At 70.9% G+C, this 20,893-nt stretch carries 23 protein-coding genes and 1 tRNA gene; 11 read left to right on the top strand and 13 right to left on the bottom strand.

All coding sequences use genetic code 11. The annotated features are described in order from the left end of the window. Positions 1 to 64: 64 nt before the first annotated feature. Genes ampD through RGE_RS20650 form a run of 5 tightly spaced genes read right to left on the bottom strand, consistent with a single transcriptional unit; the run spans position 65 to position 5,016 of the window. On the bottom strand, positions 65 to 652 hold the full coding sequence (gene ampD / locus RGE_RS20630) for a 1,6-anhydro-N-acetylmuramyl-L-alanine amidase AmpD (RefSeq protein WP_014430418.1): 588 nt from the start codon (positions 650 to 652) through the stop codon (positions 65 to 67). Continuing rightward, positions 653 to 2,095: a sigma-54-dependent transcriptional regulator gene (locus RGE_RS20635; protein ID WP_014430419.1), complete on the bottom strand. Its 1,443-nt coding sequence runs from the start codon at positions 2,093 to 2,095 to the stop codon at positions 653 to 655. Then, entirely contained in the window at positions 2,092 to 3,960 is a 1,869-nt protein-coding gene (locus RGE_RS20640; protein WP_014430420.1) for a sensor histidine kinase, read from the bottom strand. The genes RGE_RS20635 and RGE_RS20640 overlap by 4 nt, the downstream gene beginning before the upstream one ends. 7 nt (positions 3,961 to 3,967) lie before the next feature. Next, positions 3,968 to 4,201, bottom strand: coding sequence for a PP0621 family protein (locus RGE_RS20645; protein ID WP_014430421.1), 234 nt, complete (start codon positions 4,199 to 4,201; stop codon positions 3,968 to 3,970). Continuing rightward, positions 4,198 to 5,016, bottom strand: coding sequence for a cytochrome C assembly family protein (locus RGE_RS20650; protein ID WP_014430422.1), 819 nt, complete (start codon positions 5,014 to 5,016; stop codon positions 4,198 to 4,200). Before RGE_RS20650 ends, RGE_RS20645 begins: the two co-directional genes overlap by 4 nt. Before the next feature lie 45 nt (positions 5,017 to 5,061). Here RGE_RS20650 and ffh point away from each other — a divergent pair, with 45 nt between their 5' ends. Then, positions 5,062 to 6,429 carry a signal recognition particle protein gene (gene ffh, locus RGE_RS20655; RefSeq protein WP_014430423.1) on the top strand — a complete coding sequence of 456 codons (1,368 nt, stop codon included), beginning with the start codon at positions 5,062 to 5,064 and terminating at the stop codon, positions 6,427 to 6,429. Between the two features lie 59 nt (positions 6,430 to 6,488). On the opposite strand, the gene ftsY is transcribed toward ffh, so the two are convergent. Then, positions 6,489 to 7,610, bottom strand: coding sequence for a signal recognition particle-docking protein FtsY (ftsY, locus tag RGE_RS20660; RefSeq protein WP_014430424.1), 1,122 nt, complete (start codon positions 7,608 to 7,610; stop codon positions 6,489 to 6,491). Positions 7,611 to 7,655: 45 nt separating this feature from the next. Here ftsY and RGE_RS20665 point away from each other — a divergent pair. From RGE_RS20665 to miaB, 3 genes are all read left to right on the top strand, one after another. After that, positions 7,656 to 7,732: transfer RNA gene (locus tag RGE_RS20665), tRNA-Met, on the top strand. A 63-nt stretch (positions 7,733 to 7,795) separates the two neighbouring features. Beyond that, complete coding sequence (locus RGE_RS20670) at positions 7,796 to 8,176, top strand: hypothetical protein (protein ID WP_014430425.1); 381 nt, start codon at positions 7,796 to 7,798, stop codon at positions 8,174 to 8,176. A gap of 1 nt (position 8,177) precedes the next feature. Then, entirely contained in the window at positions 8,178 to 9,512 is a 1,335-nt protein-coding gene (gene miaB / locus RGE_RS20675) for a tRNA (N6-isopentenyl adenosine(37)-C2)-methylthiotransferase MiaB (RefSeq protein ID WP_014430426.1), read from the top strand. A 9-nt stretch (positions 9,513 to 9,521) separates the two neighbouring features. Here the strand turns inward: miaB and RGE_RS20680 are convergent, their stop codons facing one another. Further along, positions 9,522 to 9,803: a hypothetical protein gene (locus RGE_RS20680; protein WP_014430427.1), complete on the bottom strand. Its 282-nt coding sequence runs from the start codon at positions 9,801 to 9,803 to the stop codon at positions 9,522 to 9,524. Positions 9,804 to 9,892: 89 nt separating this feature from the next. Between RGE_RS20680 and hemA the strand changes: the two genes are divergently transcribed. The 6 genes from hemA to RGE_RS20710 all read left to right on the top strand — a co-directional run bounded on the left by hemA (position 9,893) and on the right by RGE_RS20710 (position 14,800). After that, positions 9,893 to 11,188: a glutamyl-tRNA reductase gene (hemA, locus tag RGE_RS20685; RefSeq protein ID WP_014430428.1), complete on the top strand. Its 1,296-nt coding sequence runs from the start codon at positions 9,893 to 9,895 to the stop codon at positions 11,186 to 11,188. Positions 11,189 to 11,252: 64 nt separating this feature from the next. Beyond that, the gene (gene prfA, locus RGE_RS20690) at positions 11,253 to 12,347 is read left to right on the top strand and encodes a peptide chain release factor 1 (protein WP_014430429.1); all 1,095 of its coding nucleotides are present in this window, start codon (positions 11,253 to 11,255) and stop codon (positions 12,345 to 12,347) included. Further along, a complete protein-coding gene (prmC, locus tag RGE_RS20695; protein ID WP_014430430.1) occupies positions 12,347 to 13,156 on the top strand; it encodes a peptide chain release factor N(5)-glutamine methyltransferase in 810 nt (269 codons plus the stop codon). Before prfA ends, prmC begins: the two co-directional genes overlap by 1 nt. Positions 13,157 to 13,269: 113 nt before the next feature. Continuing rightward, complete coding sequence (locus RGE_RS20700; protein WP_014430431.1) at positions 13,270 to 13,830, top strand: hypothetical protein; 561 nt, start codon at positions 13,270 to 13,272, stop codon at positions 13,828 to 13,830. Positions 13,831 to 13,919: 89 nt separating this feature from the next. Beyond that, a complete protein-coding gene (gene grxD, locus RGE_RS20705; RefSeq protein ID WP_014430432.1) occupies positions 13,920 to 14,234 on the top strand; it encodes a Grx4 family monothiol glutaredoxin in 315 nt (104 codons plus the stop codon). Continuing rightward, entirely contained in the window at positions 14,234 to 14,800 is a 567-nt protein-coding gene (locus RGE_RS20710) for a UbiX family flavin prenyltransferase (protein WP_014430433.1), read from the top strand. Before grxD ends, RGE_RS20710 begins: the two co-directional genes overlap by 1 nt. A gap of 10 nt (positions 14,801 to 14,810) precedes the next feature. On the opposite strand, the gene RGE_RS20715 is transcribed toward RGE_RS20710, so the two are convergent. Both RGE_RS20715 and RGE_RS20720 read right to left on the bottom strand, forming a co-directional pair. After that, positions 14,811 to 15,413 (bottom strand): lytic transglycosylase domain-containing protein, encoded by a 603-nt coding sequence (locus RGE_RS20715; protein WP_014430434.1) that lies wholly within the window; start codon positions 15,411 to 15,413, stop codon positions 14,811 to 14,813. After that, positions 15,410 to 17,158 (bottom strand): proline--tRNA ligase, encoded by a 1,749-nt coding sequence (locus RGE_RS20720; RefSeq protein WP_014430435.1) that lies wholly within the window; start codon positions 17,156 to 17,158, stop codon positions 15,410 to 15,412. The genes RGE_RS20715 and RGE_RS20720 overlap by 4 nt, the downstream gene beginning before the upstream one ends. 115 nt (positions 17,159 to 17,273) lie before the next feature. Here RGE_RS20720 and RGE_RS20725 point away from each other — a divergent pair, with 115 nt between their 5' ends. Next, the gene (locus tag RGE_RS20725; protein WP_014430436.1) at positions 17,274 to 17,849 is read left to right on the top strand and encodes an RNA pyrophosphohydrolase; all 576 of its coding nucleotides are present in this window, start codon (positions 17,274 to 17,276) and stop codon (positions 17,847 to 17,849) included. Between the two features lie 7 nt (positions 17,850 to 17,856). Here RGE_RS20725 and proB read toward each other — a convergent pair whose 3' ends face one another. The 4 genes from proB to rplU all read right to left on the bottom strand — a co-directional run bounded on the left by proB (position 17,857) and on the right by rplU (position 20,683). Further along, a complete protein-coding gene (gene proB / locus RGE_RS20730; protein WP_014430437.1) occupies positions 17,857 to 18,975 on the bottom strand; it encodes a glutamate 5-kinase in 1,119 nt (372 codons plus the stop codon). After that, positions 18,972 to 20,033 (bottom strand): Obg family GTPase CgtA, encoded by a 1,062-nt coding sequence (gene cgtA / locus RGE_RS20735; protein WP_014430438.1) that lies wholly within the window; start codon positions 20,031 to 20,033, stop codon positions 18,972 to 18,974. The genes proB and cgtA overlap by 4 nt, the downstream gene beginning before the upstream one ends. Before the next feature lie 66 nt (positions 20,034 to 20,099). Beyond that, positions 20,100 to 20,357, bottom strand: coding sequence for a 50S ribosomal protein L27 (gene rpmA, locus RGE_RS20740; RefSeq protein ID WP_014430439.1), 258 nt, complete (start codon positions 20,355 to 20,357; stop codon positions 20,100 to 20,102). A 14-nt stretch (positions 20,358 to 20,371) separates the two neighbouring features. Beyond that, entirely contained in the window at positions 20,372 to 20,683 is a 312-nt protein-coding gene (gene rplU / locus RGE_RS20745) for a 50S ribosomal protein L21 (RefSeq protein ID WP_014430440.1), read from the bottom strand. Positions 20,684 to 20,893 lie beyond the last annotated feature (210 nt).

Genomic DNA, 20,893 nt, shown 5'->3' on the forward strand with positions numbered 1-20,893 from the left:
CGCGGCACCCGCCCGGTGCAGCCCGTGCGCCTTCGCGAGGCAGGGAAAGAGGATGCGGCGCGGCTCAGCCGGCGGCCGGCACGACCTGCAGCGCCGGCGCGCGCAGCGCGATCAGGCGCGCCAGCCGCGGCCAGTCGAAGCCGGCCCCGGGGTCGTGTTTGCGCCCCGGCGCGACGTGCTCGTGGCCGGTGACCTCGGCCAGCGGATAGGCCCGCGCCAAGGCCGGCAGCAGCCGCGCCAGGCGGGCGTATTGCGCGGTCTCGAAGACCTCGCCTTCCAGACCTTCGAGCTCGATGCCGATCGACCAGTCGTTGCAGTTCTCGCGACCGCGCCAGACCGAACGCCCGGCGTGCCAGGCGCGGGCGTCGCAGGACACGAACTGCAGCAGTTCACCGTCGCGACGGATGACGAAGTGCGCCGACACCTGCAGCCCGCGCAGGCGGGCGTAATAGGGATGGGCGTCGCAGTCCAGCGTGTTCGTGAACAGGCGTTCGATCGCGTCGCCGCCGTACTCGCCCGGCGGCAGGCTGATCGAATGCAACACGGCGAGCGTGAGCGCGGCGCCCGCCGGCCGCGGGCCGAAGTTGGGCGACGGGATGGCGCGCGCGCCGGCGTACCAGCCGTCGCGCCAGTGGCGCGGCGAGGCGGCCACTCAGTCGTCGCCGCTGCCGATGCCCAGCCGCGCCATGCGGTAGCGCATCTGGCGCAGCGACAGCCCGAGGCTGGCGCCGGCGGCGGTGCGGTTGTAGCGGTGGCGCTCGAGCGCACGCTCGAGGATCTCGCGCTCGACCTGGTCGAGGTAGGCCGCGAGGTCGCTGGGCAGCGGCACTTCGGTGGCGGCGGCGCGCCCCGGGTCGGGCACCGCCATCTCCAGGTCGAGGTGCGCGGAGTCGGCGAACGCGACCTCGGGCAGGCCCAGGTCGCGGCACTCGACGACGCTGCCGCCGGCCAGCGTGACGGCACGGTGCAGCAGGTTCTCCAGCTCGCGCACGTTGCCCGGGAAGGCGTAGCGCGACAGATGCGCCAGCGCCTCGGCCGACAGCACCGGCGGCGGCGACACGCCGGCGTCGCCGGCGATGCGTTCGAGCACCGCGGCGGCGATCGCGGGCAGGTCTCCCAGCCGCTCGCGCAGCGGCGGCACGACGATCTCGATGACGTTCAGGCGGTAGAACAGGTCCTGGCGGAAGCGCCCGGCGTGCACCTCGGCGGCCAGATCCTTGTGCGTGGCACTGACGATGCGCACGTTGACCGCCAGCTCGGCCGGCGCACCCAGCGGCCGCACCGCACGTTCCTGCACCGCGCGCAGCAGCTTGCTCTGCATCGCCAGCGGCAGGTCGCCGATCTCGTCGAGGAACAGCGTGCCGCCCTGGGCGGCCTGGAAGAAGCCTTCGCGGTCCTCGACGGCGCCGGTGAAGGCGCCGCGCCGGTAGCCGAAGAACTCGGCTTCGAGCAGCGTCTCGGGGATCGCGCCGCAGTTGACGGCGACGAAAGGCATCGCGTGGCGCGGCGAGAGCTCGTGGATCGCGCGCGCCACCAGCTCCTTGCCGGTGCCCGACTCGCCGTGCACCAGCACCGGCGCCATGCTGCGCGCGACCTTGCCGACCAGGCTGCGCACCTGCTGCAGCGCGACCGAATCGCCGACCATGCGGTCGAGCGCACGGCGCGGCGGCAGCGCGTGGCGCGCCTCGGCCGGCCGCGCCGCGCGGGCGCCGTCGGACGGCGTGCGCCCCAGCGCCGAGGCGACGACGGCGCGGAACTGGCGCAGGTCCACCGGCTTGGTCAGGTAGTCGTAGGCGCCGGCCTTCAGCGCCTCGACGGCGTTCTCGGCCGAGCCGTAGGCGGTGATGACGATGCCCTTCTCGCCGCGGCCGGCGTCCTCCAGCCGGCGCAGCAGGTCCAGCCCGGTGCCGTCGGGCAGGCGCATGTCGGTGATCAGCAGCTGGAAGCGGCGCGACTGCAGCGCCGCCCAGGCCTCCTCGACGGTCTCCGCGCTCTCGACGTCGTAGCCCTCGCGCAGCAGCGTCAGCTCGTAGAGCGTGCGCAGATCGGGCTCGTCGTCGACGACGAGCAATCGGGGCGGCGTGGGAGCGCTCACGGATTCAGTTGCAGCGAGGGATCGGCGGCCGGCAGCGCACAGCGCTTCATCGTGACGACGAACTCGTTGCGGGCGCCGACGTCGGCCTCGCGCCGACGGTAGCCGATGCTGGCGCCGTAGCGCACGCAGAGTTCGCGGCAAATATACAGGCCGAGTCCGGCGCCGCGGCTGCGGGTCGAGAAGAACGGCTCGAAGATGTAAGGCTCGACCTCGGGCGCGATCGCCGGGCCGTCGCTGGCGACGACGAGCTGGGCCTCGGCCTCCGACAAGGCGAAGAGCTGCAGCCGGATCGCCGCCGGCGCCTGGCTGGCGTAGCGGCCGGCGTTGTCCAGCAGGTTGACCAGCACGCGGCGCAGGTGCTCGGGGTCGAAGACCACGCCCAGCGGCGCGTCCGGCAACTCGACGCGCAGCCGGCTGCTCGGCCCCAGCGGCAGCGCCACCGTCGCGGCCCAGTCGGCGACCGCCTGGCCGACCTCGGCGTTGGCGTCCAGCGGCACCGGCGCGCCGGCCTGGCCTCCGGGCGCCAGTTCCATCACGTCGTCGACGATGCGCTTCAGGCGGTCGACGTTGTCGGCGACGATGCGCGCCAGCCGGCGCTGCGCCGGGGGCAGCTCGTCCTCCAGCAGCAGCGCGTTGGCCTGCAAGATCGCCGCCAGCGGATTGCGGATCTCGTGCGCGATGCCGGCCGACACGCGGCCCATCGCCGCCAGCTTCTCCTGCTGCAGCCGGGCCTGGGCGATGCGCACGTCCTCCAGCAGCAGCACGCACAGCGGCTCGCCGTTGCGCTCGTCGCCGGAGACGAGGCCGCGCACGAAGCGCACACGCAGGCGCAGCGTGCGTGGCGCACTGCCTTCGAAGGCCAGCGTCAGCTCGCGGCCGGCCTCGGGCCAGTCGCGCTCGGCCAGCGCCCGCGTCACGGCGCGCGCCAGCGGCACCCAGGCGGCCCGCGACTCCAGGCCGAACGGCGCCGGCGGGCTGAGGCCGGCGTCGACCAGCAGCGCCCGCGCCGCCGGATTGGCGGCACGCACGCGCAGCCGGCCGTCGACGACGAGCACGCCGTCGACCATCTCCTCGATGACAAGGCGGTTGAGCTGCGCCTGCTGGCGCGCGAGCTCCAGGCTGCCGCGCGCGGCCATCTCCTCGCGCGACAGCCGCGCCGAGAGCTCGCCCGACAGCAGCGCGATGACGAACAGCCCCAGGCCGGCCAGGCCGGACTGCAGCAGCGAGCCAGCGAGTTCGGCTTCCAGCCAGGCGCCGTGCGAGGCCGCCGCCAGCAGCAACAGCGCGACGCCGGCGGCGGTGGCCAGCGCCACCAGACGCGGCCCCATCACGCCGGCCATCAGCACCGGCAGCACGAGCAGCGCCGAGTAGTTGATCGGCCCGCCGCTGCCCACGAGGTGCAGGGCGCCGAAGGCCACGAGGTCGACGCCGACGGTCGCCAGCCACTGCCGGCGGCGCAGCATCGGCGTGGCCACCGGCGTCGTCAGCGGCTGGAAACGCGGCAGCAGCCACAGCGCGATCGCCTGCACCGCGTAGGCGATGCAGATCAGCGCCAGCGGCAGCGAGGCGCGCGCGCCGAGCAGGCTGCCGGCGCCCTGCGCCGCCACCAGCGCCAGCCCGAAGGCCGCACGCACCGCGGCGTAGGTGCGGTGGATGCGCGCCAGCGCGCTGTCGTCGCCGCCGACGACACGCTGAGACCACAGCGCCCGCAGGCGCTGGTCAAGTTCGATGTTGCCGCTGACGCCCCAGCTCGGGTCGAAGGTCGACTCGTGGCCGAACCACGAGGACTCGGCATGCGGCGGCGTCGCGCGCCGGTCGCTGCGCCGCCGCTCGCCCGACCGACGGTCCTGCGGCGCAGCCTCCATCGCCGGCCTAGCGCGGCCCGGCGAGGCGGTGCGCCTCGCCGCAGTAGCGACGGCCGGCGGCGTCGGCCACGGCCTCGTCGGCCGGCAGGTGCACGCCGCAATGGGCGCAGGCCACCATCTCGACCGGCGCCGCGGGCGCGGCCGGACGGCGGCGTTTCGGCGGCGGCGCGGCACGGCGCTCGCGGCCGAACATCAGCCAGAGCACGATGCCGACGACGGCAAAGACGAGCAGGTATTTCACGCCGGCGGCCGCCCCAGCAGCACCTCGAAGACGAAGCGCGAGCCGGCGTAGGCCAGCAGCAGCAGCACCGCGCCGACGTAGACCCAGCGCGTGGCCTGGCGGCCGCGCCAGCCCTGGCGGTGGCGGCCCACGAGCAGCGCGGCGAACACTGCCCAGCCCATCAGCGAGAACACGACCTTGTGGTCCCAGCGCCAGCCGACCGAGGTCAGCGCGCCCAGCGCGATCGTCGCCGTCAGCACCGAGAAACCGGCTTCGACGAAGCGGAAGGTGAGGCGTTCGAGCAGCAGCAGCGGCATGCCGGCGCGCGCCTGGTGCATGCCGGCGCGCTCGCGCAGACGGCGCTCGCTGGCGTCGAGCATCATCGCGTGCACCACCGCGGCGCCGAACAGGCTGTACGAGCCGACGCCGAGCGCGAAGTGCAGCGGCGCCAGCGGCGAGTGGTACTGGTGCGGCTCGCCCGGGAACAGCGCCGCCATCACGACGACGACCGCACCGCAGACGGCCAGCCAGCGCCGCACCGCCGGCAGGGGCATGAAGCGGTTTTCGACGGTGTGCACCGCCATCACCAGCCAGACCGTCAGCGACAGCACCGGACCGAAACCGACACGCGCGCCGGGCACTTCCTGGCCGATGCCGCCGATGTCGAGCACCAGCGCCGCGAGGTGGGCGAGCCAGCCGACGTGCAGCGCAGCGATCCAGATGCGGCCCGACTTGGCCAGCGGCAGCGCCGCGACGACATAGCCGGCAATCGCCAGCAGCGCGACGAACAGCGGCAGGCCGCCGCTCACCACGGGAGAGGCACTCGATAGAATCATGCTGACAGTGTACTTTTTGCAGGCCCTTCCCGGCCTGGAGCGGCGATGGCCTCGACCCTATCCGACCGGCTTTCGAGGCTGGTCAAGACGATGCGCGGCCAGGCCCGCATCACCGAAGGCAACGTGCAGGACATGTTGCGCGAAGTGCGCATGGCCCTGCTCGAGGCCGACGTCGCGCTGCCGGTGGTGCGCGACTTCATCGCCCGCGTCAAGGACAAGGCGCTCGGCCAGGAGGTCGTCGGCTCGCTGAACCCGGGCCAGGCCCTGGTCGGCATCGTCCACAGGGAACTCGCCGCGACGATGGGCGACGGCGTCGCCGACCTGAACCTCGCGGTGCAGCCGCCGGCGATCATCCTGATGGCCGGCCTGCAGGGCGCAGGCAAGACGACGACCACCGCCAAGCTGGCCAAGCACCTGATCGAGCGGCGCAAGAAGAAGGTGCTGACGGTCTCGGCCGACGTCTACCGCCCGGCGGCCATCGAGCAGCTGAAGACGGTGACCAAGCAGGCCGGCGCCGAGTGGTTCCCGAGCACGCCGAGCGACAAGCCGCGCGACATCGCGCTGGCCGCGCTGGACCACGCCCGGCGCCACTACTTCGACGTGCTGCTCGTCGACACCGCCGGCCGCCTGGCGATCGACGAAGCGCTGATGGCCGAGATCCGCGAGCTGCACGCCACGCTCAAGCCGGTCGAGACGCTGTTCGTCGTCGACGCGATGCAGGGCCAGGACGCGATCAACACCGCCAAGGCCTTCAAGGACGCGCTGCCGCTCACCGGCATCGTGCTGACCAAGCTCGACGGCGATTCGCGCGGCGGCGCGGCGCTGTCGGTGCGCCAGGTCGCCGGCGCGCCGATCAAGTTCGCGGGCGTCTCCGAGAAGATCGACGGCCTGGAGGTCTTCGACGCCGAGCGCCACGCCGGCCGCGTGCTCGGCATGGGCGACATCGTCGCCCTGGTCGAGGAGGTGCAGAAGGGCGTCGACCTGAAGGAGGCGCAGAAGCTCGCCGAGAAGGTCAAGTCCGGCGGCTTCGACCTGAACGACTTCCTCTCGCAGATCAGCCAGATGAAGAAGATGGGCGGCCTGGCCGGGCTGATGGACAAGCTGCCCAGCCAGATCACCGCCAAGACCAAGGGCGCCGACATGGACAAGGCGGAGCGCGACGTCCGCCGCATGGAAGGCATCATCAACTCGATGACGGCGCTGGAACGGCGCAAGCCCGAGCTCATCAAGGCCAGCCGCAAGCGCCGCATCGCCGCCGGCGCCGGCGTTCAGGTCCAGGAAGTCAACCGCCTGCTCAACCAGTTCGAGCAGATGCAGGGCGTGATGAAGAAGATGAAGGGCGGCGGCCTGATGAAGATGATGAAGCGCATGGGCGGCATGAAGGGCATGCTGCCGCCGGGGATGGGCGGCTGACAGGCCTGCCATAGCGCGCCCGCCGGCCGGCGGGCGGCCGTAGCGTCACCTCGAAAGCGTCACTCCAGCAGCGCGTTCGCGAACTCCCGCGCGTCGAAGGTCTGCAGGTCTTCCAGCCGCTCGCCGACGCCGATGAAGTAGACCGGCACGACGCGGCCCTGTTCGGCGCACCAGCGCGCGATCGCGGCCAGCACGCCGCCCTTGGCGGTGCCGTCGAGCTTGGTGACGATGAGGCCGGTGAGGCCCAGCGCGGCGTCGAAGGCCTTCACCTGGGCCAGCGCGTTCTGCCCGGTGTTGCCGTCGATGACCAGCAGCACCTCGTGCGGCGCGCCGTCCTGCGCCTTGGCGATCGTGCGCTTGATCTTCTTGAGCTCGTCCATCAGGTGCAGCTGCGTCGGCAGGCGCCCGGCGGTGTCGGCGATGACGACGTCGCAGCCGCGTGCGCGGCCGGCGGTGACGGCGTCGTAGCTCACCGCGGCGGGGTCGCCGCCTTGCTGGCTGACGATCTCCACGCGGTTGCGGTCGGCCCAGACGGCGAGCTGCTCGCGCGCCGCGGCGCGGAAGGTGTCGGCCGCGGCCAGCAGCACGCGCCGGTCGGACTCGGCGAGATGGCGCGTCAGCTTGCCGATCGTCGTCGTCTTGCCGGCGCCGTTGACGCCGGCGACCATCACGACGGTCGGCGTCGCCTGGCCGATGGCGAGCGGCTTCTGCAGCGGCGCCAGCAGCTCGGCCACGGCGTCGGCGAGCAGCGCCTTGACGACCGCCGGCTCCGTGGCCTTGGCCTCCTTCACGCGGCGCTTCAGGTCCTGCAGCAGGAACTGCGTCGCGCCGACACCGGTGTCGGCCACCAGCAGCGCCGACTCCAGGTCTTCGTACAGCGCGTCGTCGATCTTCGTGCCGGTGAAGACCTGCGTCAGGCTGCTGCCGGTCTTGCGCAAGCCGAGCTTGAGCCGATCGAGCCAGCGCGAGCGCGGCTCGGCGGCGACGGCGGGGGCTTCGGCCAGCGCCACAGGCTCGGGCGCCGGTTCGGGCTCGAGCTCGGGCTCCGGCGCAGCGGCGAGCGCGGCACGCTCCAGCTCGTCGTCCGACAGTGCCGGGGCCTGGTCAGAGGCCTCGGTCGGCGTCGGCTCCACGGGGGCGGCCAGGGCCGGTGTGACCTTCTTCTTGAAAAAGCTGAACATCGGAGGTGACGAGCTGGCGAGAGCCTTGTTATACTGTGCGGCTCAGGCGCTTTAGCTCAGTTGGTTAGAGCGACGGAATCATAATCCGCAGGTCCGGGGTTCAAGTCCCTGAAGCGCCACCAGATACCGGCCCGAGGTTCACCGCCTCGGGCCGTTTTACGTTTCACGGCCACTGGATCCACACCATGCTCCGCTGTGTCACGCTGGCGGCCCTTGCCGCCGTCCTCGCGCTGCCGGCCGCGGCGCAGATCGTCGTGCAGCGCAAGCTGGCACCGAACTCGCTGCGCGGGGAACTGGTGGTCACGCAACCGCCCGAGGTGCAGCTCAACGGCAAGCCGGCACGTCTCGCTCCCGGTGCCCGCATCCACGGCGAGAACAACCTGCTCGTGCTGTCGGGCACGATCGTCGGCCAGAAGCTCGCCGTCAACTACACGCGGGAACTGCACGGCGAACTGCTCGAAGTCTGGATCCTCAACGCCAGTGAACGCGCCCGGCTGTGGCCCAAGACCGCCGAGGAAGCCGCCAGCTGGCGCTTCGAACCCCTGTCCCAGACCTGGACCAAGTGACATGAAAAAGGTCTACATCCGCACCTTCGGCTGCCAGATGAACGAGTACGACTCGGCCAAGATGGCCGACGTGCTCAACGCCGCCGGCGGCTACGAGCCCACCGACGACCCCGAGCAGGCCGACCTCGTGCTGTTCAACACCTGCTCGGTGCGCGAGAAGGCGCAGGAGAAGGTCTTCAGCGACCTCGGCCGCGTCAAGCACCTGAAGAAGAAGGGCGTGCTGATCGGCGTCGGCGGCTGCGTCGCCAGCCAGGAAGGCGCGGCGATCATCGAACGCGCGCCCTACGTCGACATGGTCTTCGGCCCGCAGACGCTGCACCGCCTGCCGCAGATGATCGCCGCGCGCAGCGCCGAACGCCGGCCGCAGGTCGACATCAGCTTCCCCGAGATCGAGAAGTTCGACCACCTGCCGCCGCCGCGCGTCGAGGGCGCCAGCGCCTTCGTCTCGATCATGGAAGGCTGCTCCAAGTACTGCACCTACTGCGTCGTGCCCTACACGCGTGGCGAGGAAGTGAGCCGGCCGTTCGAGGACGTGCTGACCGAAGTCGCCGACCTCGCCGACCGCGGTGTCAAGGAAGTGACGCTGCTGGGCCAGAACGTCAACGCCTACCGCGGCGCGATGGGCGAGTCCGGCGAGATCGCCGACCTGGCGCTGCTGCTGGAGTACGTGGCCGAGGTGCCGGGCATCGAGCGCATCCGCTTCACGACCAGCCACCCGAACGAGTTCACGCAGCGCCTGATCGAGGCCTACGGCCGCATCCCGAAGCTCGTCTCGCACCTGCACCTGCCGGTGCAGCACGGCAGCGACCGCATCCTCTCGGCGATGAAGCGCGGCTACACCGCGCTCGAATACAAGAGCACGATCCGCAAGCTTCGCGAGCAGCGCCCCGGCATCAGCCTGTCCTCGGACTTCATCGTCGGCTTCCCCGGCGAGACCGAAGACGACTTCTCGAAGACGATGAAGCTGATCGAGGACGTCGGCTACGACGCCAGCTTCAGCTTCGTCTACAGCCAGCGCCCGGGCACGCCGGCCGCGGCGCTGGACGACGACACGCCGCAGGAACTCAAGCTCGTGCGGCTGCAGACGCTGCAGGCGGCGATCGAGGCCAACGTGCGCCGCATCAGCGCCTCGCGCGTCGGCACGCGCCAGACCATCCTCGTCGAAGGCCCGTCGAAGAAGAATCCGCAGGAGCTGATGGGCCGCACCGAGTGCAACCGCATCGTCAACTTCGACGGCGGCCCGAACCCCTCACGTCTGATCGGCCAGATGCTCGACGTGACGATCACCGAAGCGCTGCCGCACTCGCTGCGCGGCACGCCGGTGCTGGCGGGCTGAAGACATGGATCAGCGGCGGCCGGGCCCGAACCCGCGCCACCACAGCGCGATGGCGCAGGCCAGCACCATCGCGGCATACGTCAGGATTCGGCCGTCGTGGCGCGTGAGCATCAGGCCGGCGACGAGTACCAGAAGGTTGGCGATCGCGGCGTCGCGCGCCAGCCGGGTCCACGGGACGGGTTTGAGTTCGCGACGCCAGAGCAGTTTCGCAGCGCCGGCCGCCAATGAGGCGACGGCCAGCGCCGGGAGCACGAAATTGAGCAAATGCCAGAAAGCGTCCAGAGGTCCCATCGGCCTCGATTCTGCCTCGGACGCTCGCTTTGACCCTGCTCAAGCCTGACCCCTCGCTTCCTGTCGGCCGCCTCCTACAATCCTCCCCCGTGAGCGTCTTCACCCTCGGCCTCAATCACAACACCGCCCCGCTCGATCTACGGGGGCGGCTCGCATTCGCGCCGGAACAAATGCCGTCGGCGTTGCGTGCACTGCGTGAGCGCCTTCACCTGGCGACGCCCGAAGCGGCGCTGGTGTCGACGTGCAACCGCACCGAGCTCTACGTCGCGGCCGATCCGAAGACCGTACACGAGCTCGTGGTCCCGACGATGGACTGGCTGGCCGAACAAGGCGGCGTCAGCGGCGGACACCTCCAGTCGCACACCTACGTGCGCGAGGACCGCGACGCGGCGCGCCACGCCTTCCGCGTCGCCTCCGGCCTGGATTCGATGGTGCTCGGCGAGCCCCAGATCCTCGGCCAGATGAAGCAGGCCGTGCGTCAGGCCGACGAAGCCGGCACGCTGGGCACGACGCTGCACCAGCTGTTCCAGCGTTCGTTCTCGGTCGCCAAGGAAGTGCGCACCGCCACCGAGATCGGCTCGCACTCGATCAGCATGGCCGCGGCCGCCGTGCGCCTGGCCTCGCAGATCTTCGAAGACCTGGCCGACATCCACGTGCTGTTCGTCGGCGCCGGCGAGATGATCGAGCTGGTCGCGACGCACTTCTCGGCGCGCACGCCCCGCAGCATGGCGATCGCCAACCGCACGCTGGAACGCGGCGAGCACCTCGCCAGCCGCTTCGGCGCCCAGGCGCTGCGCCTGGCCGACCTGCCGCAGCGCCTGCACGAGTTCGACGCCGTCATCTCCTGCACCGCCAGCTCGCTGCCGATCATCGGCCTGGGCGCGGTCGAGAGCGCGCTGAAGCTGCGCCGCCATCGCCCGATGTTCATGGTCGACCTGGCCGTGCCGCGCGACATCGAGCCCGAAGTCGCCAAGCTGCGCGACGTCTACATGTACACGGTCGACGACCTGTCGGCCGTCGTCCAGTCGGCCGGCGAGAAGCGCCAGGCCGCCGTGCAGCAGGCCGAAGCCATCATCGACGCTGGCGTGCAGAGCTTCGCGCACTGGCTGGACCAGCGCGCCGCGGTGCCGCTGATCCAGGCGCTGAACCGCCAGGCCGAGGACTGGACTGCGATCGAGATGCAGCGTGCGCGCCGCCTGCTGGCGCGCGGCGAGCCGATCGACAGCGTGCTCGAAGCGCTGTCGCGCGGGCTGACGCACAAGATGCTGCACGGCACGCTGGCCGAGTTGCACGCCGCCGACGGCAGCGAGCGCGAACAGCTCGCCGAGACCGTCTCGCGCCTGTTCCTGCGCCAGAGCTCGCGCGCCACCAGCGCCGAGCGCTAGATCCCCTTCCCCCTCGCCCGGGCCCGCTGTCGGCGGGCCCGGGCGTTTTCACGTTGGAACGACGATGAACGATTCGCTTCGGCAACGGTTCGAGCGCCTGGGGATGCGGCTCGCCGAACTCGACGCCCTGCTGGCCGATCCGCAGGTCGCCGCCGACGTGAAGCGGCTGCGCACGCTGTCGCGCGAGCAGTCCGAGGTGGCCGACGTCGTCGGCCGCTGGCGGCGCTACCTGCAGCGCGAGCAGGACCTGGCCGCGGCGCGCGAGATGCTCGTCGCCGAGAGCGACGCCGAGATGGCGGCGATGGCCCAGCAGGAGGTCGTCGACGCCGAGGCCGACCTGGCGCGGCTGGAGCACGAGCTGCAGCTGGCGCTGATCCCGCGCGACCCCGAGGACGCGCGCAATGCCTTCGTCGAGATCCGCGCCGGCACCGGCGGCGACGAGTCGGCGCTGTTCGCCGGCGACCTGGCTCGCATGTACCTGCGCTACTTCGAGCGCCAGGGCTGGCGCGTCGAGGTGATGAGCGCCAGCGAGTCCGAACTCGGCGGCTACAAGGAGCTGGTGCTGAAGGTCGACGGCAGCGACGTCTTCGGCACGCTGCGTTTCGAGTCCGGCGGCCACCGCGTGCAGCGTGTGCCGGCCACCGAGGCCCAGGGCCGCATCCACACCAGCGCCTGCACGGTGGCCGTGATGCCCGAGCCCGACGAGGCCGAGGAAGTCCAGCTCAACCCGGCCGAGCTGCGCATCGACACCTTCCGCGCCAGCGGCGCCGGCGGCCAGCACGTCAACAAGACCGACAGCGCGATCCGCATCACCCATCTGCCCACCGGCATCGTCGCCGAGTGCCAGGACGACCGCTCGCAGCACCGCAACAAGGCCAAGGCGATGGCAGTGCTGGCCGCGCGCCTGCGCGAGAAGGACCGCGCCGAACGCGCCGCCAAGGAAGCCGCGACGCGCAAGAGCCTGGTCGGCAGCGGCGACCGCAGCGACCGCATCCGCACCTACAACTTCCCGCAAGGCCGGCTGACCGACCACCGCATCAACCTGACGCTGTACAAGCTCGGCCAGATCATGGACGGCGAGCTCGACGACGTCGTCGCGGCGCTGAAGGCCGCGCGCGCGGCCGAGCAGCTCGCGCAGCTCGAGACCGGAGAACGCTGATGCGCATCGCCGACGCACTGGCCGCCGGTCGCGAACTCGGCGTCGACCGACTCGACACGCAGCTGCTGCTGGCGCACCGCCTCGGGCGCTCGCGCGCCTGGCTGCTGGCGCACGACGAAGACCTGCTGAGCAGGGCCACCGCCACCGCTTTCAGCGCCGACCTCGCGCGCCGCGCCGCCGGCGTGCCCTTCGCCTACCTCGTCGGCGAACGCGAGTTCCACGGACTGACGCTGCGCGTCACGCCCGATGTGCTGGTGCCGCGGCCCGACACCGAGGTGCTGGTCGACTGGGCGCTGGAGCTGCTGCCGCCCGGCGCGCCGGCGCGGGTCGCCGATCTGGGCACCGGCAGCGGCGCGATCGCGCTGGCCGTGAAGAACGCGCGGCCGCAGGCCAGCCTGACGGCCAGCGACCGCAGCGCCGAGGCGCTGGCCGTCGCCGCCGACAACGCCGCCCGCCTCGGACTGGACATCGAGTTCGTGCACGGCGAATGGTGGTCGCCGCTGGCCGGCCGGCGCTTCGACCTCGTGCTGTCGAACCCGCCCTACATCGCCGGCGCCGACCCGCACCTGGCGGCGCTGCAGCACGAGCCGCGTGGCGCGCTGACCCCCGAAGGCGACGGCCTGGACGCGCTGCGCAGGATCGTCGCCGGCGCGGCGCCCCATCTGGAGGCCGGCGCCTGGCTGCTGCTGGAACACGGCTACGACCAGGCCGAGGCGGTGCAGGCGCTGCTCGTCGGCGCGGGTTTCTCCCAGGTGAGCACACGCCGTGACCTCGGCGGCCAGCCCCGCTGCACCGGCGGCCGGCGCTGATACGGCACGGCATGCCCGCGCGCGCAGCGCGGATGTCACGATTCGTCGCGTGGATTCCTGCAACGACGGCCTCATCGGAGCATGATGAAGTCTTCTGCACGAGGAGTCCTGCCATGCGCACGCGTTCCGCTCCCGTGACCTTCGCGGGCTTCGCCCTGGCCGGCGCGGCGGCAGCCGCCGACGGCCTGCTCCCCCCCGACACCGACCAGGTGTGGCCGCGCTGGCAGGCCCGGGCCCAGCTCGGCGCGACGACGCTGGCACCGGTGACGCTGGCCGGCGGCAGCCGCGAGGCGGGCTCGCTGCTCGGCGACTACTACTTCGACGCCCCCGGGCTGCGCATCCGCTCCTGGACCGGCGGCCTGCGTGCCACCGGCGGCGTCGCCTTCAGCGGCCGCGGCCTGCCGCTCGGGCCGCAGACGACGCTGCGCATGGGCGCCACGGCACTGCCGGCCGGGATGGCCGACGACACCGAAACCGTGCCGTACGTCGGCCTCGGCTACAGCGGCAGCACGCACGACGGCTGGACCTTCAGCGCCGACATCGGCCTCGTCGCCGACCGCCCCGGCAGCCTGCGCGCCGGGCGCGTGCTCTTCGGCGACCAGCCGCTGGACAACGCGCTGCGCGAGATGCAGTTCGCGCCGGTGCTGCAGCTCGGCGTGCGCTACTCGTTCTGACGCGTGCGGGCTTCCGGCGAGGCGCCCGGGCACTCCGGGACTATGGCTTATCCTTGCCGCCTTACCAAGGAAACGGCGGCAGGACAGCCATGAGCGACGTTCAACAACGCATCGACGAGTTGGTCAAGGGCCACCGGGTGATGCTCTTCATGAAGGGCACGGCCCAGTTCCCGATGTGCGGCTTCTCGGGCCGCGCGGTGCAGGTGCTCAAGGCCTGCGGCGTGGACGACTTCAAGACCTTCAACGTCCTCGAGGACGAGGAAGTGCGCCAGGGGATCAAGGACTACGCGCAGTGGCCGACGATCCCGCAGCTCTACGTCGACGGCGAGTTCGTCGGCGGCTCGGACATCATGATGGAGATGTACCAGTCGGGCGAGCTGCAGCAGCTGCTGGCCAAGGTCTGATGCCGCGCCAGCGGCTCGTCGTCGGCATCACCGGCGCCAGCGGCGCCGTGTACGGCGTGCGCCTGCTGGAGCGCGCGCGTGCGCTCGGCGTCGAGACGCACCTGGTCGCGACGCCGGCCGGCGTGCTGAACGCCCATCACGAGCTGGGCTTGTCGCGTGCAGATCTGGAGGCGCTGGCAGACCACTCCTACGCCCCGGGCGACGTCGGCGCCTGCGTCGCCAGCGGCAGCTTCGGCACCGCGGCGATGGTCGTCGCGCCGTGTTCGATGAAGACGCTGGCCGCGGTCGCGCACGGCCTGGCCGACAACCTGCTGACGCGCGCCGCCGACGTCGCGCTGAAAGAGCGCCGGCGCCTGGTGCTGATGGTGCGCGAGACGCCGCTGAACCTGGCCCATCTGCGCAACATGACGGCCGCCACCGAGATGGGCGCGATCGTCTTCCCGCCCCTGCCGGCCTTCTACCACCGGCCGCAGACCGTGGCCGAGATCGTCGACGACGGCGTCGAGCGCGTGCTCGCGCTGCTGCAGCTCGAAGGCGCCGCGCCGCGCGAATGGCGCGGCCTCTAGCCGCTGCGCCTCAGGCCTTCAGGTCCCAGCTTCGGCGCGCGCCGAACACCATGCCCGGGTACTCCGGCCGCCCGCGGCTGCCGTTGTAGCGGCCCAGCGCCATGAACAGGTCGCCGCGCTCGGCATCGAGGTAGTGGCGCAGGATCACGCAACCGAAGCGCAGGTTGGTCTGCATGTGGAACAGCCGGCTGGCGTCGCCGTCGCCGATCAGGCGCGCCCAGAACGGCATCACCTGCATGTAGCCGCGCGCGCCGGCGCGGCTGATCGCGTACTTGCGAAAACCGCTCTCGACCTGGATCAGGCCGAGCACCAGCGAGGTTTCGAGCCCGGCGCGCCGACTCTCGTACCAGACGGTCTCGAGGAACTCCAGGCGCGTGCGGTTCTCGCTCTTGCGGCGCTTGAGCTTCTCGCTGGCCGCACCCAGCCAGCGCAGATAGGCCAGACGGTCCTCGATGCGCGCGAAGCTGGGCTTGGGCGGCGCACCGTCGGCCACGGCCGCGGCCAGCGCGGTGCGTACCGCGTCGGCCAGCGGCTCCTCGACCTGGGCACCGGCTCGTGCCGCGCCGCAGGCCGCCGCCAGCGGCAGCGCCAGCAGCGCGCGGCGGCCGATCATGCCTTCAGGCGGCCCTTCACGAAGGCGACGGCCTCGGCCAGCGGCACGGTGTTCGCCGCTGTCTCGCGCCGGCCCTGCACCTCGACCGTGCCGGTCTTCAGGCCGCGGTCGGAGACGACGATGCGGTGCGGCACGCCGATCAGCTCCCAGTCGGCGAACATCGCGCCCGGGCGCTCGCCGCGGTCGTCGAGCACGACGTCGACGCCCAGCGCGGCCAGTTCGTCGTGCAGCTGATCGGCAGCGGCCTTCACGTCGGCGTTGCGGTCGTAGCCGATCGGGCAAACGGCGACGGTGAACGGCGCGATCGCGTCCGGCCAGATGATCCCGCGCTCGTCGTGGTTCTGCTCGATCGCCGCGCCCAGGATGCGCGTCACGCCGATGCCGTAGCAGCCCATCTCGAAGGGCTGCGGCTTGCCGTTCTCGTCGAGATAGGTCGCGCCCATCGGCTCGCTGTACTTCTTCGTGCCGAGGTAGAAGACGTGGCCGACCTCGATGCCGCGCTGGATCGCCAGCACGCCCTGGCCGTCGGGCGAGGGATCGCCGACGACGACGTTGCGGATGTCGGCGACGAGATCCGGCTCGGGCAGGTCGCGGCCCCAGTTGACGCCGGCGATGTGGAAGTCGGGCTCGTTGGCGCCGCAGACGAAGTCGCTCATGTTGGCGACGGTGCGGTCGGCGACCACCTTGACCGGCTTCTTCAAGCCGATCGGGCCCAGGTAGCCCGGCTTGCAGCCGAAGTGGTCTTCGATCTCGGCGACGGTGGCGAAGCGGAAGCCGCCCTTCAGGCCCGGCAGCTTGCCCGCCTTGACCTCGTTGAGCGCGTGGTCGCCGCGCACCAGCAGCAGCCAGACGGTCGTCTTGACGATGTCGCCGGCTTCGTTCTTCTCGTCGGTGGCCAGCACCAGCGACTTGACGGTGCTCGCCAGCGGAATGCCCAGCAGCGCCGCGACGTCCTCGCAGGTGCTCTTGCCCGGCGTCGGCGTCTTGGCCATCGCCTGCGCCGGCGCCGCGCGCTCGGCGATCAGCGACAGCGCTTCGGCGAGTTCGATGTTGGCGGCGTAGTCGCTGGTCGGGCAGTAGACGATCGCGTCCTCGCCGGTGTCGGCGATGACCTGGAACTCGTGCGAGGCGTCGCCGCCGATCGCGCCGGTGTCGGCCGCCACCGCGCGGTAGGTCAGGCCGAAGCGGTCGAAGATCGCGCAGTAGGCGCGGTACATCGTGTCGTAGCTCTTCAGCGCCGAGGCCTTGTCGCGGTCGAAGGAGTAGGCGTCCTTCATCGTGAACTCGCGGCCGCGCATGACGCCGAAGCGCGGGCGGCGCTCGTCGCGGAACTTGGTCTGCACGTGATAGAAGGTGCGCGGCAGCTGCTTGTAGCTGCGCAGCTCCTGGCGCGCGATGTCGGTGATGACCTCTTCGCTCGTCGGCTGGATGACGAAGTCGCGGTCGTGGCGGTCCTTCACGCGCAGCAGTTCGGGGCCGTAGGCCTGGAAGCGGCCGGTCTCCATCCAGAGCTCGGCCGGCTGCACCACCGGCATCAGCAACTCGACGGCGCCGGCGCGGTTCATCTCCTCGCGGATGATGGCCTCGACCTTGCGGATGACCCGCAAGCCCATCGGCATGTAGTTGTAGATGCCGGCGCCGAGGCGCTTGATCATCCCGGCACGCATCATCAGCTTGTGGCTGACGATTTCCGCGTCGGCGGGAGCTTCCTTGAGGGTGGAGATGAAGGTCTGGGAGGCTTTCATGGGCGCGGTGCGGGCCGTGCGGGACGGCTGCAGCCCGCGTGCGGGAAACCGAGAGCCTTTGTGCCGCACCTGCCCGGTGCAATAATGATCTGAGTCACAGATTCGGGGTCCGATTATGCTCGACCGGGAGGGCTTCCGGCCCAACGTCGGCATCGTGCTGCTGAATGCGAAGAACCAGGTGTTCTGGGGCAAGCGGCTTCGCACCCATTCCTGGCAGTTTCCGCAGGGCGGCATCAAGCACGGGGAGTCGCCCGAGCAGGCGATGTTCCGTGAGTTGCACGAAGAGGTGGGCCTCAGGCCGGAGCATGTGCAGATCATGGGCCGCACGCGCGACTGGCTGCGCTACGAGGTGCCCGAGCACTACATCCGCCGCGACGCGCGCGGCCACTACCGCGGCCAGAAGCAGATCTGGTTCCTGCTGCGTCTGGTCGGGCGCGACTGCGACATGAACCTGCGCGCCACCGACCACCCGGAGTTCGACGCCTGGCGCTGGAACGACTACTGGGTGCCGCTGGACGTCGTCATCGAGTTCAAGCGCGGCGTCTACGAACTGGCGCTGACCGAGCTCGCGCGCTACCTGCCGCGCCAGAACACGCACAACCGCTATCTGCGTGCCGGCCTGCGCACGCACCGCCAGGACGACGACGGCGCGCTCGCGCCGGTCGTGCCCGCACCCGCGCCGTCGCGCTGAAAGCGCCTCAGACCAGGACCAGGTTGGTCCGGTGGATCATCTCGGGCTCGTGGGCGTAGCCCAGCAGCGATTCGATCTGCGAGGACGCATGGCGCGAGATCAGCCGCGCCTCGGCCGACGAGTAGTTGGCCAGGCCGCGCGCGATCACCTCGCCGCCAGGCGCCAGCACCGCGATGACGTCGCCACGCGCGAACTCGCCCTGCACCTCGACGACGCCGATCGGCAGCAGGCTCTTGCCGTCCTCGCGCAGCTTGAGCGCCGCGCCGGCGTCGACGACGACCGCGCCGCGCAGCTGCAGGTGGTCGATCATCCACTGCTTGCGTGCCGCGAACTTGGGCGTGCCGGCGACCAGCGCGCTGCCGATCGCCTCGCCGCGCGCCAGGCGCAGCAGCACATCGGGCTCGCGGCCCCAGGCGATGACGGTGGAGGCACCGCTGCCGGCCGCCCGTTTGGCGGCCAGCACCTTGGTGATCATGCCGCCGCGGCCGATGCTCGAACCGGCGCCGCCGGCCATCTGCTCCAGCGCCGGATCGCCGGCGGTGGCGACGTCGATGAAGCGCGCCTCGGGATCCTTGCGCGGGTCGGCCGAGTACAGCCCGCGCTGGTCGGTCAGGATGACCAGCGCATCGGCTTCGATCAGGTTGGCGACCAGCGCGCCCAGCGTGTCGTTGTCGCCGAACTTGATTTCGTCGGTGACGACGGTGTCGTTCTCGTTGATCACCGGCACGACGCCCAGCGCGAGCAGCGTCAGCAGCGTCGAGCGCGCGTTGAGGTAGCGCTCGCGGTCGGCCAGGTCGGCGTGCGTCAGCAGCACCTGGGCGCTGCGCAGGCCCTGCTCCGACAGCCGCGTCTCGTACATCTGGGCCAGGCCCATCTGGCCGACGGCGGCCGCGGCCTGCAGTTCGTTGAGCTCCTTGGGACGCGTCGTCCAGCCCAGGCGCTTCATGCCCTCGGCGATCGCGCCGCTGGAGACCATCACGACCTCGCGGCCGTCGCGCGCCAGTGCCGCGAGCTGCCGCGACCAGTTGCCGATCGCCTCGGCGTCGACGCCTCGGCCTTCGTTGGTGACGAGGCTGGAGCCGACCTTGACGACGATGCGGCGGGCGGACGCGAGGACGGTGCTCATTCGGCTGGCGGGTTGTCGAAGCGCGGGTCGGGCAGCGGGGCTTCCTGCTGGTAGCTGGCGACGTGTTTCCAGATGCCCTCGACCAGCGGCTCCAGACCCTCGCGCGCCAGCGCCGAGATCACGTAGACCGGGCCCTTGTAGCGCAGCCGCTTGACGAAGTCCTTGACGCGCGCCTCGCGCTCCTCGGCCGGCAGCATGTCGACCTTGTTGAGCACCAGCCAGCGCGGCTTGGCGTGCAGCTCGGGGTCGTACTTCTTCAGCTCGGCGACGATGGCCTTGGCCTGCTGCACCGGGTCGACACCTTCGTCGAAAGGCGCGATGTCGACGATGTGCAGCAAGAGCCGCGTGCGCTGCAGGTGGCGCAGGAAGCGGTGGCCGAGGCCGGCGCCTTCGCTGGCGCCTTCGATCAGCCCCGGGATGTCGGCGACGACGAAGCTGCGCTCCGGGCCGACGCGCACGACGCCCAGATTCGGGTGCAGCGTCGTGAACGGGTAGTCGGCGATCTTCGGCCGGGCGTTGGAGATCGCCGAGATCAGCGTGCTCTTGCCGGCGTTGGGCATGCCCAGCAGGCCGACGTCGGCCAGCACACGCAGCTCGAGCTTGACCTTGCGCGCCTCGCCGGGCCAGCCGGGCGTCTTCTGCCGCGGCGCGCGGTTGGTGCTGGTCTTGAAGTGCAGGTTGCCGAAGCCGCCGTCGCCGCCCTTGGCGATCAGCACGCGCTGGTCGTGCTCGAGCAGCTCGCACAGCACTTCGCCGCTGTCGAGGTCGGTGATGATGGTGCCGACCGGCATGCGCAGCACGATGTCGTCGCCGGCGGCGCCGAACTGGTCCGCGCCGCGGCCGGATTCGCCGTTGCGCGCCTCGTGACGTCGCGCGTAGCGGTAGTCGATCAGCGTGTTGATGTTGCGGTCGGCCAGCGCCCAGACGCTGCCGCCGCGCCCGCCGTCGCCGCCGTTGGGGCCGCCGAACGGGATGAACTTCTCGCGCCGGAAGCTGACGCAGCCGGCGCCGCCGTTGCCCGCAGCAATGTCGATCGTGGCTTCGTCTACGAACTTCATGGTGCGCGATGATAAAAAGACAAAGCCCCGGCAGGCCGGGGCTTCGGTATCAAGGAAACGTCGGCCTCAGACCGGCGTGACGTTGACCGTGTGACGGTTCTTCTCGCCCTTGATGGCAAACGAGACGTTGCCATCGACGAGCGCGAACAGCGTGTGGTCACGGCCGATGCCGACGTTGTCGCCGGCGTGGAAACGCGTGCCGCGCTGACGGACGATGATCGAGCCGGCCGAAACGACCTGGCCGCCGAACACCTTCACGCCGAGCATCTTCGGCTTGGAGTCGCGACCGTTGCGGGTTGAGCCGCCGCCCTTTTTCTGTGCCATGGTTCAGTGCTCCTTCAGACGTTCACCGAGGCGATCTGCAGCTCGGTGTAGTTCTGGCGGTGGCCGCCGTGCTTCTGGTAGTGCTTGCGGCGACGCATCTTGAAGATGCGCACCTTGTCGTGCCGGCCGTGCGCCACGACGGTGGCCTTCACGCTTGCACCCGCGACCCAGGGAGCCCCGATCTGCAGATCCGCGCCGTTGCCGACGGCCAGAACCTGCTCGATCACGATTTCCTGGCCCACGTCCGCAGCAATCTGTTCTACCTTGATCTTTTCGCCAGCAGCAACCTTGTATTGCTTGCCACCGGTTTTTATGACCGCGTACATGTGTGCCTTCCTTGCTTTGAGATCCCTGCGTGCATGACGCCCTGTGACGGACCACAAACCACGCAGAGCCTTTCAGTATAGCATGTCTGACCGCCGTGAGCCGATCCCGCGCGTGCAAGGCTGCACGCAGCCGGCCGCGACGGCAGAGCGAGCCCCGCCGGACGACGACAAGGGGCGCCTTCCTATAATCCGACCGAATCAACCGGCGCG

It is taken from the genome of Rubrivivax gelatinosus IL144, from assembly GCF_000284255.1.
GTDB classification, from domain to species: domain Bacteria; phylum Pseudomonadota; class Gammaproteobacteria; order Burkholderiales; family Burkholderiaceae_C; genus Rubrivivax; species Rubrivivax gelatinosus_A.